This is a genomic window from Janthinobacterium psychrotolerans (assembly GCF_001677885.1).
In the GTDB taxonomy this organism is placed as follows: domain Bacteria; phylum Pseudomonadota; class Gammaproteobacteria; order Burkholderiales; family Burkholderiaceae_D; genus Janthinobacterium; species Janthinobacterium psychrotolerans.
Genome location: NZ_LOCQ01000054.1, coordinates 203588 through 215861, shown reverse-complemented (window position 1 = coordinate 215861; position 12274 = coordinate 203588). Strand labels below are relative to the sequence as shown.

The window sequence follows — 12274 nt, the reverse complement described above, 5'->3', positions numbered from 1 at the left end:
GCAAGAGGCAGCAGGGACGGAGCCAGCGACGCCATGAGCGGGGGGACATCCGCTCGCGCTGCCGCACCAGAAAGGTGCAGGTGACTGCATAGCGCCGCATAAAGAAGACCGGAGACCGCAGGACATTCTTCGCATTACTTTTTAACTTCTGGGGAACTCAATGATTAAAATGTCCAAGATGCACAAGCGTCTGTGCGCCAAAAGCGCCGCCATGCTTGCCCTTTCCGCAGCCCTGCCGATCGGCACGGCCTACGCTGACGAAGCCGCTGCAGATGCAACGCCTGCCGCCAGCCAGCTTGAGACCGTGACCGTCACGGCCCAGCGCCGCAAGGAAAACATCCGCGACGTGCCTGTCTCCGTATCGATGCTGACGGCGCAAAAGCTCGACGTCATCGTCTCCGGCGGCCAGGATATCCGCATGCTGGCCGGCAAGGTGCCGAGCCTGAACGTGGAGTCGTCGAACGGCCGTACCTTCCCGCGCTTCTACATCCGCGGCTACGGCAATACCGACTTCAACATCTTTGCATCGCAGCCAGTTTCCCTGATCTACGACGATGTCGTGCAAGAAAATCCTATCCTCAAGGGCTACCCGATCTTTGACGTGGCCAACGTGGAAGTGCTGCGCGGTCCGCAAGGCACCTTGTTCGGCCGCAATACCCCCGCCGGCGTGGTCAAGTTCGAATCGGCCAAGCCCAGCCTGGAGAAGGTCGAAGGCTATTACAGCGGCTCGGTCGCGACCCACAACACCATCAATGCCGAAGGCGCCGTCAACGTGCCATTGAGCAAAGAATGGGCGCTGCGTTTCTCGACCCTGCGCCAGCACCGCGACGACTACGTCGACAACACCTTTACCGGCCAGAAAGATTCGCTGGACGGCTACAACGAACACGCCGAACGCGTGCAAGTGCTGTATGCGCCGAACACCACCTTCAATGCCCTGTTCAACGTGCACCAGCGCAACACCACCGGCAGCGCGCGCGTGTTCTACGCCAACGCCATCCGTCCTGGCAGCAATGACCTGGTCGACGGCTTCGATCCGAACAAATCGTTCACCAACGCACCGAACTTCCAGAACCTGCGCACCAACGGCGCCAGCGCCCGCCTGAGCTGGGACCTGGACGGCGTAAAACTGTATTCGATCACCGGTTTCGAGCATGTCGGCAAATACTTGTCGCATGGCGACATCGACGGTGGCGCACCAGGCATGACGCCAGCAATTCCATTCAACGTGGAAACCGCCGGCGGCATCACCAGCGTGAAACAATACTCGCAGGAATTCCGCGCAGAATCGAAAAACGCCGGCCCGCTGAATTGGCAGGCAGGCGTGTACTATTTCAATGAAGACGCCAACGGTTTCTCGGATACCTTCGACAGCAACACCCACGTGCTCGCTTCCCACCTTGCCAGCCGCCAGAAAAATACCGCCTGGGCAACCTTCGGTTCCGTCAACTACGCCGTCAACGACGCCTTCATGCTGCGCGCCGGCCTGCGCTACACGAAAGACAAGAAAGACTTCGATACCGTGGTGGCCGACCGCGTGGTGCAGGTCAATCCGACCAGCGCCGACGTCAGCAAATCCAAGTTCAACTGGGACCTGAGCGGCACCTATAAATACACCAAAGATGTGAGCTTCTACGGCCGTGTCGCGACCGGTTTCCGTGCTCCGAGTATTGCACCAGCGAGCAGCAGCGTGCCCGTCACCGTGGCCGATGCCGAAACCATCACCTCGTACGAAGCCGGCGTGAAAGCCGACCTGTTCGACCGCCGCGCCCGCGTGGCTTTCAGCGTCTATGACTACCAGGTCAAGAACCAGCAGCTGACGGTGGTGGGCGGTAACTCGAACGTCACGCGCCTGATCAACGCCGCCAAGACCAACGGCCGCGGCGCCGAGCTGGAACTGGAAGGTTTTGTCACGCCTAGCCTGAAAATGTCGCTCGGCGGCAGCTACAACTTTACGGAAATCGACGACCCGACCCTGTCGGTCGCCACCTGCCGCAGCTGCACCGTGACCGATCCACGCAACGCCGCCCGCAACGCCATCATCAATGGCAATGCATTGCCGCAAGCACCAAAGTGGACCGTGACCGCCACCGGCCGCTATTCGATCCCGATGGAAAACGGCGAGTTCTACGTCTACACCGACTGGTCCTACCGTAGCAAGATCAACTTCTTCCTGTATGAGTCCACCGAGTTCACCGGCAAGGCCCTGGTCGAAGGCGGCTTGCGCGCAGGTTACATCTGGCAAGACGGCAAGTATGAAGTGGCTGCCTTTGGCCGCAACATCACCGACACCAAGCGCGTGACCGGCGCCATCGACTTCAACAACCTGACCGGCTTCATCAACGAGCCGCGCCAGTTTGGTGTCCAGTTCAAAGGCAACTTCTAATTGCCGATTTCAGATGCCGGCCTTGGCTGGCATCTGCTTTGAACCCACTACGGTTTGCGCCGCAGCGGGTTTTTTTACGCCCGCTCGGAAAGCCGCCGCCCCCAGGCCGGTATAGCCCGCCGCCAGAAGTCATCAATGCTGCCGGCTTGCACGTCGAGGCCCAGGAAGCGCGCCGCCGGCAACAGGGCCGAGGCCAGCAGGCCGGCAGCCGACGTGCCGGTATCGAAGGCCAGCGCCCCGGTCTGCTTCGACAGTTTTTCACCGAGCGCGTTATTGACCACCGGCACATGCAGATAGCCGGGATGCGGCAAGCCCAGCACATCTTGCAGATACAGCTGGCGCGGCGTCGAATCGAGCAGATCCATCCCGCGCACCACCTGCGTGATCCCCTGTTCGCCATCATCGACCACCACTGCCAGCTGATACGCCCAATAGCCATCGCCGCGCAGCACGATAAAGTCGCCCACCTCGCTGGCCAGGTCCTGCCGCAGCGCGCCATGCCAGCGGTCGACAAAACCATACACGGCCGCAGCGCCCTCGGGTACCCGCAGCCGCAAGCCGCGCGCTTCCTTGCCCGGCGCCAGGCCATGGCGGCAAGTACCGGGATACACCGCCGCGCCATTCCTGGCCGCGCCCGCTTGCAGCTGCGAATCATGTATCTCCTTGCGCGAACAGCCGCAGGCATACACCAGGCCGTCACCCTGCAGCCGCTGCAGCGCCGCCTGATACAACGGCAGCCGCCTGCTCTGCCACGTCGCCTCGCCATCCCACGCCATGCCGCAGCGCTGCAAGCTGGCCAGGATGGCCGCATCGGCACCATCCACATTACGGTCATAGTCCAGGTCCTCGATGCGCAGCAGCCACGTTCCTTGATGTACCTTGGCATCAAGATAGCTGGCCATGGCGGCTACGAGCGAGCCCATGTGCAGGGGACCGGAGGGGGAAGGGGCGAAGCGGCCGATGTAGGGGGCGGTGGAGGAGGGCATGGTGGTGACAGATGCTGGTGCTGTATTGCTGAGGGTGAGAGCTTGGCGACAGCGGCAAGTATCGGGCAGGGCGGTGGGCAAGTCAAATACTGACCCGTTTTAATGTGATCTAATTGATAATCAAATGCGCAACATTATCTTCAATATATGAAATTTCCTCCCTGCAATAATGCGGATCATTTAATTTTCTGAAATGTAGTTCCTTGTCGAATTCGGTTATTCTGAAATTGTTACTTAGGAGTGCTACAACGCTCCCCTTATCTGGCCAGTCTGAGCAATTCAATGTGACCAATGAATTTCCCAAGGAAATTTCATGCAACAGGCATATTTTTAATTTTTCGGGCAGTTTCTTCAATAAAATCAGCCAGCCTATCTCACTCTCTTTTGGGAAAAAACAATCACTATTTTTTATGAATTCTATTATCCTTTTCTGTACATCGATGGATTTATCGATGTTGACTAAGGGTTTCGTAGTATCATTTTTTCTCGACATGATGAGTTGATCCTCGGGGTATTTTTTTGTACTGCAAGATTATGCATGAGGAAGATAATTTTATATCATGCTGTACGATTATGCTTCCCCATGAGAATTGGAATGCTATTTCTGATAGTCCTTTTTTTTTGCCGGGACTACCACACTGTCTTTGAATTTTTTTGACGAGCGATGACTCACTGATGCCGTTTCCAACAGAATTATTTTCAAAATAGTATATCGTGACATAATCTATTTTTGAGAAGGTTTCTTTTAAAGTAATCATCTCAACGACATGCTCGTCTACCCATCCGTTGATATCAAAAATAAAAATTTCAGGCCCAGGCGTTCTGGGTTTGATAAGGAATGCGTTGATAATTCTCTGCGTGACATCGTTTGCTGGGGTTTTGTTCGATAATGCAATATCTTTATTTATGCGCAACAATCCATTGATAAAATCAAAAGCATAACTTGGAATTTTAAATTTTTTCATTTTAAGTATGCGTAATTTTTATTGATGCATTTCCATGTAATTATTGCATTGCTTCAACACGGTTCGTACAGACAAATATTGTTCCCCATAGGATCTTCCAAGTTTAAAAAACTTGCGTAGGGCGCCTCTACATAATCGATAAAAAAAGCAGTTTTTTCCAGCCGTTCCTTGAGTCGTCAATGTTTCTTGTTGGCAAGGTGAATAGATTGATGGTCCCACCTTTCGCACCTACGCGATTTACCTGCTCAATGCTTGAAGGATGCATGAACTCTATCGAGAAATTTTTGTTGTACTCGTGCGCCATCGTTAGTCGGCGGCTGGTCCCTGAATCAAGCTGAATAATGCTATCCATCGTGACAAAAAATCCAAGATGATCAATGTAGAATTTTTTTGCCTCGTCAAAATTCAGGAAAAATATTCCCATATTGATGGAATTTAAAATATGAAATTTTTTCATGGATTTCATTTTATTTCTGGTTAACAAGTGTGAACGTAAATAGTTATTTTAATTCATAGAAACTTCCAAGTTTTTATTCTGAATGGAAAATTTTCACAAGCATCATCTTCTTCTTTCAAAACACGAAGTTCTGTTTTTATTCCTCGTTCATGGTAGAAAACCTCACAAGATCCATTTTTTTCTCTGATGCATAGACTCTCATCCTGAATTGGATCTCCAATAGAGAACGCATCTGGCGGTATGTTTAAAATCGAAATTTGTTTTGCAATATCTGAAATATTAATAAGTTAGAATTAATATTTTTTTTATTGATAGGTGCAAAAAACGGATGTAGTATGATTGTGTGGGTCGTGAAAAGCATCTATTTCTCCCCAAATCCCTGCTTGCGGCAGCATGATGCCAAACTCATCTAGAAACCACCGTCTCAATTTCCTTGTATATTTTCCTTCAGGTCCAGACTGGAAGCCATTCATGCCTTTTGCAGGGCCAAAGTCCCAGCATTTTATGGGTCCGTCATTTTCTTCAAAAAAACAAATAATTATTATTGTGGATTTTTTGATTTTAAAACTGGCCCTATAGGCAATTTCATCATTCTCATGCCTAATCCATACATCCCAATTCTGAGATGTCGAGTATAGATTTTTTCTTTTCATTCCTCTAAATATGAGGATTGATTCTTTCGCAGAAAAATATCCATCTTTAAATGTAAAATCACGACTTGTATCCATAATTTTTAAATTCTGCTAGATACTGCCATTTTATGCCCAATTAAAATTTATCGAAGATATTTTTCGATATTTTTTTGAGTGGATATAAAGAAATTTATTTTATTTTATTTTATATTATATTTTTTTATTTTTTCTACTTTTTTGAAATTTTATTATTTTATTATTTTCATTAATATAGTTTATTTTATAATTTTCTGAAGTGGCGTAAAAACAAGCACAGAAAAAATTTGGATTTATAAAAAAGCAAAAAATAAACTTCCAGCTCGTTTCCGGTGACTCCGTATTATTCAGTAAGTGAATTATCTTTGGGCTTATTAAGTTTGCGTTCCATGTGCCAGATAGATAAATGTAGATGTTATTTCCTTTTGCAATTTGCAAGTTTACATTTGCTAAAAATTTTTTATGTGGATAAGCAAGAATTTGCATTTCGTCACTTTGATTTTTCAGTTGGAAATTGATGCAAGTTGCTAAATGAAATAATTTCTATTTTAAATTAATTTCTCTTTGATAGCATGGTTTTCACAATTCCAAGATATTCCAATTGCTGCGATGGTTGACTGAAGAGATGCTGACGCTGAAATGTCACCCCATGGGAAGTGAAATGCAGAAAACGTCTTTGTTATCTCATCAGGGGCTCTATCGAATATTTTAGCAAGTAATTTTGCCAGACTATTTTTGTCAGCTATCAATTGATTCTCTGTGGTGCTGTATCCATATTTTTTTGTATTCCCCCCATCCCACGATAGCCAAACACTTTTTATTGAAGAATTTTCAAATGTAAAATTTATGCCAAATTCAAAATCATTCAATTCTCCACATGTTGATAAGGTGTGCACATAAGTGTTTGTTTGATTAATTTCTATTTTAATTTTATTTTCTTTTGCATTCTTAAGAAACTGAAATTCGTTAACTGGAGCCATCACAATACTATCCAGTAGGAGATACCCATTTTCTGTATTAAAGGATGTTCTTATCATTTTTTAAGAATTCTTTCCATTGCGAGTCAGGTTTTCCTCAATTTCTTAAAATTATTTTTTGCATCTTCTGGTCAGGTAAGGAGGCAATATATCTATGGAATGAGTTGATTGGATGTCACCAGTTTCCGCCTTCTGTATGTGTCATTATTAATTTAATTTTGAATTTATTTTTTAAAATATATATAATTTATGCATAAATGAAATTATCAAATTTTATTTGTAAATTATTTCTATAGAGCAGGATTGTGATTTTTGGTCAGCTTTAACTAATATATATCCCCACAAGAACGAGAAGCAATCTTCGTAGGTTGTGGTGACTTCAGCTAATTCTTTTATTGCATGTGATATTTTGGTGCTCAAATATTCTTTTTCATTTGATAAGTCTAAATTGCTTGCGTCATAACCTAGTAGATTAACTTTGCCATCTGTCCATATAAGTTGAAGTTTGAATAAAAAATTGTCTTTAAATCTAAAATTTATTCTCATTTTCAAATCAAGAAAAAATATTTCTTTTATGCTATATGTTTCGTATCCATTTATATTTCCATATTTTTCCAAATTTTTTAGATTTTCAATCTCAGTTTTTGAGGTGTTGCAGCTTATTTTAATTTTACTGTATATTTGCAAATCTCCAGTGTATTTGTTTATTTTCATTTTATTTTCTTGAAAATGTAGTAGTTTTTCGTGGAGTAGCCTTTCAAGCCAAGAGCAAAATCTTTTCTTGTAAGGTGTCGCCGTGCCAAGAAATTAATTTTACTTAAAAAATTAAGAGTGGGGGATTGCGATGATGTTATTCTAGTATAACTGCAGAATGCTCCAATGCTAAACGCCTCGGTCGTGCATAAGTTTGATTAATCGCGAAATTGGGCACAATATCGGTCTTAGCGTCTATGATGCGAACTTTTCGCCTCCCCAAAGTTCTGCCCGCCGTGTGTTACCAAGATGCATCAAAAATATGTAATCTGGTGCGTCATTTTTATATGGTACCATTATTTAAATTTTATAAATTTCATAAAAAATTTTCTTTATTTGGTATTTTGTTATTAATTAAAACCAAGATTTCAGTTCATTAAAAAAATAATTACAAGCTTCTTCTTCTTTTTTGAAGGCGATTGCATTGTTCTCTATCCCCCTTTCATAGTAAAAAATCTCAAAATATCTTCTTCTTTTTAAGATGCATAAGCTTTCTTCTTTTATTTTGTTAATTGAGTATGCTGATTCTGGAATTGATTGAAATTCTAATTCTTTTTTGATTTCGGAAATTTTCATTTTTTCTCACGGTATTGGGCCACATGGAAACACTTCTATTAAGGAACCATTTTTTATAAGATCAGATACTGGAAGTGGTAGTTCATATTGCATTCCTAAGCCTTTTTGATTAAACCAAGGCGCCGCTAATCCAGCATCTACTTGAATTGATTTTAATATCTCATATACATGATATGGTTTTCCATTTCGATAGGATTGCGGCAGTGCTCTATGTGAAAACTGAACCCCTTGTGGGGAAACAAATGTTCCTCCAGGATGGCCAAATCTATCTATAGTGGTCATCGGCAAAAGAGAAAATTTATTAGGGCTATCATTGAATCCTCTATTTGCTGGCCAGCCTGGATCAGCGGCGTATCTTCCGTGTTGATCTCTGAATTTTCCATTATTATCTTTATCAACTTTCGATGGGTTTGCCTTGCCGCATACCAGTCCTAAAGGATCTATTGTTTCGGTAGGATTTTTTGAATATAAATAATTATTTATCCCACCTATTAGGCGTATCGGATCTTGTGTAACGTATCGTCCAAAAATAGAATCGTAATATCGATAGCGATTGTAGAATAACCCACTTTCTTTATCTTCATACTGTCCTTGGAATCGCAAAAATTGTTCTTTTTCGCTAAAATCAATTACTTGACCCCAAGCTCTGTAGCGCGCGCTCCAAACTATATTCCCCACCTGATCAGTCAACTCACGCGGTGTTCCCAAGTGATCACAGTTATAGTAGTCAATCCGATCGGGTTTTGCCGAAACGCTGGCATCCGCCTGAACTTGCTTCCACGTCGACCGATGTAGCCTCTCTGCATCAGCTTGTGTGATAGCTACCTGCTGATCAGAGTACTTCCTTACATCCGGTAAATCCCAGCCATTAACATCCGAAAAATGTATTGATTGACCTTCCTTCGTGTCGTTGCCTTCAGAGTGTATCCTCGCCAGCGGCACAAAACTCTCCGGCTCATACAGATATGTGACCGTCTCGTCCTGTCCAAGTTCCTGCGCCAGTGTGTCGCCATCCCAGACAAACAGCGTCGTGGTGCTGCTGGTTTGTACGGGCTGATCGGTGGCAATATCCTGCTGATTGCCCCATTGCTCCACCTCGACGCGTTTGGCGATGCGGCGGCTGAAGGCGTCGTAAAAGTATTCGGCGCGGTGTCGCGTCTGGCGTTCCGTGCGCGTGGCGTGGCTGATGCGGTTTGCGGCGTCGTATTCCAGCTGCAGGTCGCTCCAGGCCGATTCGCGGCCGGGAGGGTGGAAGCGCTTGCGCGTGGTGTTGCCCTGTTCGTCGTAGTCGTAGCTGAAGTCGCCGAAGGTGCGCAGCAGGTTGCCGGTGATCGCGGGGAGCTGGGCGCTGGTATCCGGGGTGGCGTCGACCATATTGCCGGCGGGGTCGAAGGCGAAGCGTTCCACCAGGCCAGGCTGTACGGCGGACAGCAATTGTCCTAGCGGGTCGTAGGTGTACTGCAGGTTGCCCAGTGGTCCGTTGGCCGTCTGGCCGCTCTGGGCGATGGTGGTCAGGTTGCCCGATGCGTCGTAGTGAAAGCGGCGCTCGCGCAAAGGGGAAGGGTTGTCCATGCCGCGCGCCAGGGTCATTTGCGTGAGCCGTGACTGCGCGTCGTACTGGCGCGTGGCGACCAAGCCGCTGTTGCCCAGGGTGCGCTGCTTTTCGCGGTGCAATCTGTCGCGCTCGACATCGACCACGGTCTGGCCCTGCCACAGCACGCCGTGCCAGTGGCCGGAACCGTAGCGCAACGTGTCGACGCGGCGGCCGTTCGGCAGCACAGTCTGGATACGGTTGCCCAGCTCGTCATACGCGTGCGTCATGACAAAGCTGGCGTCCGGCGTGCGCGGGGCGTTGGGCAGCCTGCCGGTGTCGGGCGGCGATTGCAGGTAATACGCGCTGCGTTCCTCGGTCAGCTGGCCCAGCGCATCGTGAAAAAAGCGCTGCTCCGCCTGCGGCGAAGACACGGCGACCAGGCGGCCGAGCGCATCGTAGGCGTAGCGCACCACGCCATCGGCCGTGGTTTTTGCCTGGAGCAGGCCCAGCGCATCGCGCAACAGTTCCGTGCGCTGCGCTCCGCTTTGAAAGGCCGTCAGGTTGCCGGCGCGGTCATAACTGTAGTCGGTGCGCTTGCCATCGAAACCGGTCTCCGCTTCCAGCCAGCCTTCGGCGTGGTAGCTCAATCGGTAGCTTTCTCCCTTGGCGTTGATCAATTCGGTCAGTTGCAGCGCGTCGTCATAACGGTAGCGCAGGGCCTGGCCAATGGCGTCCGTGCGTTCGATGGGCAGGCCCTGGCCGTTGTAGCGGTAGCGCGTCTGGTGGCCGGCGGCGTCCGTGTGCAGCACCAGGTTGCCGTCGGCGTCGTAGCGGTATTGCTCGGATGCGCCGCCGGGTGACGCCAGCCGTATCAATCGGCCCAGGGCGTCATAGTCATAGGTGGTGGCGTGGCCCATCGCGTCATGCGTGGAGATCAGCCGACCTTGCTTGTCGTAGGCGTAGTCGCTGGTATGGCCCGAGCAGTCGGTATAGCTTGTCAGCAAGCCTTGCCGGTTGTAGCGGAACTGCTTGCTGCCGCCTTTTGCATCGATCAGTTCGCTGACCTGGCCGCGCTGGTTGTAACGGTATTGCGTGACGTGGCCCAGTGCATCGCTAATGCTGACGGGGCGGCCTGTATCGTCGTATTCGCGCCGGGTGATATTGCCCAAGGCATCGGTAAAGCGTACCGGCTGATTGCTCTCGTCGTAGGCGATCGTGCTGCGATTGCCTAGTGCGTCGGTGCTGCTGACCAGGTTGCCAAAAGCGTCGTAGGCATAGCGCGTGGCCGCGCCGTTGGCGTCGATGTCGGCCAGCAGCATGCCGTCGCGGTCCCACTCGCGCCGGCCCAGCGGCACCGATTGGCCATGGTCGACGCGGCGCACTTCGGTGATCAGCCAGTTGGCGTCAAATACATAGTCGCGCGTGCTGCCGTTTTCCGTGACGCGGCTGGTGTCGTTATCGAGGTAAGCAATTTGCGTAAGCTCACTGCCATCGGCGGCCCGCGTGGCGGTGGCGCGGGCCTGGTAGCTGTTGTTCACGGTAATCGGATACGCTTCCAGCAGCTCACTGTCGCTCAAGTGGCTGCCGCTCCAGCGTGCGCGCAGGGCGTCCAGGCTGATCCATTCCAGCGCGTAGGCAAAGCCCGCATAGCTGCTGCAGGCGGTCAGCAGATGGTGGCGATAAGTGTAGTGGCGGGCGTCGCCAAGGGCATTTTCCTGGCTGGCCAGATCGAAACGCCTTGCCGCTTCGCCTGTGCCGGCATCGGCGGTATAGCGGTAGCGCGCATGGCAGACGCGGCTGCCGTCACGCAGCACTTCCTCGATGCTGCCGATACGGGCCGGCATGCTGTCGTCCACACGCATGGCCTCGACAATGACTTCGTCATCGCTGCACAGGCGCAACAACACGGCGCCTGCCTTGGCGTCAAGAAAGCGTTCGATGGTGACGCCACGGCCGTCGCGCCCTTCGCTGCGCACCAGCTCGTAGCGTTCTGTTGCGGCCGGTGCCGCTGGCGCCAGCATGGCGTTGACGCCATCGTAGCCATGCGGCAGCAATCCGCCGGCGCTGCGCGCGTAGCGGTCGCGGCTGCCATCGCGCCACAGCACGGTAAATGTATCGGCGCCGTCGCGCGACACGATATAACCTTCCTTGCGGTGATCGTATTGCTGGCCGATCCCCAGGGAAGGCAGGCGCAGGGCGCGGCCGCTGTCGTCGTGGTAGACGATGCCGGCTTCGCATACGGACAAGGCGGTGGTGTAGGGCGTGGCCCAGCGCGCCCCCAGCACGCCCTGATCTTCGGATTCGGCGCCCGAGCGGTAGCAGCGGGTCCAGACGATGGGAATCGCGCCTTCCAGCGCAAAATCGGTCTGGTACAGGATTTCCTGGCCGGTGCCGAAATGCACCGGCTTGCGGCTCTTGGCCGGCTTGTTGCCCGGGCCGCTATTTTTCGGACAGCAATCGGACGGCGCCTCGGATTTGGGCTCTTTCTTGCCACGGCTTTTGCCGTCGTCGCCGCCGTTTTTTGGTGGGGGCTTGTCGAGCTTGGGCGGCTCCTTGACCGGTTTTTTACCTGCCAGCTTGTCCTTGATTTTCTTGATCGACGGCGCCAGTTTTTTGCCCAGGAATTTACCCAGCAGCTTGCTGCCTGGGATTTTGCTCAACACAACGTTTTGCAGCAGCGCATCTGCCGCATTAGCGCCGATGGTTGCCAGTGTATCGACCACGTCCGGCGTCTTGCCGGTCAAGACATAGTCAGCCGCCTGGTCCAGCACCGCGGCCGATGCCTCCACGGCGGTGCCGCCAGCGACCGTTGCGCCACCGACGACCGCGCCGGTGGCCGCCGCCGTTTCCATTGCAGCGGCGGCTGGCAGTCCGACACCGGTTGCCGCCACCGCCGCGCCTGCCACGCCCACCACTGCGCTGCCGGTCAGGACGGTGCCGCCCACCTCCACCATGTCGTCTGCCGCGCCGTG

At 50.7% G+C, this 12274-nt stretch carries 9 protein-coding genes; 1 reads left to right on the top strand and 8 read right to left on the bottom strand.

All coding sequences use genetic code 11. The annotated features are described in order from the left end of the window. Window positions 1-160 precede the first annotated feature (160 nt). The gene (locus ASR47_RS12710) at window positions 161-2386 is read left to right on the top strand and encodes a TonB-dependent receptor (protein ID WP_065308142.1); all 2226 of its coding nucleotides are present in this window, start codon (window positions 161-163) and stop codon (window positions 2384-2386) included. Window positions 2387-2460: 74 nt separating this feature from the next. Here ASR47_RS12710 and gluQRS read toward each other — a convergent pair whose 3' ends face one another. From gluQRS to ASR47_RS12695, 8 genes are all read right to left on the bottom strand, one after another. Beyond that, on the bottom strand, window positions 2461-3372 hold the full coding sequence (gluQRS, locus tag ASR47_RS12705) for a tRNA glutamyl-Q(34) synthetase GluQRS (RefSeq protein WP_065308141.1): 912 nt from the start codon (window positions 3370-3372) through the stop codon (window positions 2461-2463). 476 nt (window positions 3373-3848) lie between these two features. Then, window positions 3849-4337, bottom strand: a complete 489-nt coding sequence (locus ASR47_RS27025; RefSeq protein ID WP_150127789.1) for a hypothetical protein — start codon at window positions 4335-4337, stop codon at window positions 3849-3851. 127 nt (window positions 4338-4464) lie between these two features. Next, window positions 4465-4794: a hypothetical protein gene (locus tag ASR47_RS12700; protein WP_065308140.1), complete on the bottom strand. Its 330-nt coding sequence runs from the start codon at window positions 4792-4794 to the stop codon at window positions 4465-4467. 305 nt (window positions 4795-5099) lie between these two features. Continuing rightward, complete coding sequence (locus ASR47_RS27020; RefSeq protein ID WP_150127788.1) at window positions 5100-5522, bottom strand: hypothetical protein; 423 nt, start codon at window positions 5520-5522, stop codon at window positions 5100-5102. A 488-nt stretch (window positions 5523-6010) separates the two neighbouring features. Next, on the bottom strand, window positions 6011-6442 hold the full coding sequence (locus ASR47_RS27015; RefSeq protein ID WP_150127787.1) for a hypothetical protein: 432 nt from the start codon (window positions 6440-6442) through the stop codon (window positions 6011-6013). 270 nt (window positions 6443-6712) lie between these two features. Beyond that, complete coding sequence (locus tag ASR47_RS27010; RefSeq protein WP_150127786.1) at window positions 6713-7153, bottom strand: hypothetical protein; 441 nt, start codon at window positions 7151-7153, stop codon at window positions 6713-6715. Window positions 7154-7546: 393 nt separating this feature from the next. After that, the gene (locus tag ASR47_RS27005) at window positions 7547-7768 is read right to left on the bottom strand and encodes a hypothetical protein (RefSeq protein WP_150127785.1); all 222 of its coding nucleotides are present in this window, start codon (window positions 7766-7768) and stop codon (window positions 7547-7549) included. Between the two features lie 6 nt (window positions 7769-7774). Continuing rightward, entirely contained in the window at window positions 7775-12091 is a 4317-nt protein-coding gene (locus ASR47_RS12695) for a glycohydrolase toxin TNT-related protein (RefSeq protein WP_245714339.1), read from the bottom strand. Window positions 12092-12274: the final 183 nt, after the last annotated feature.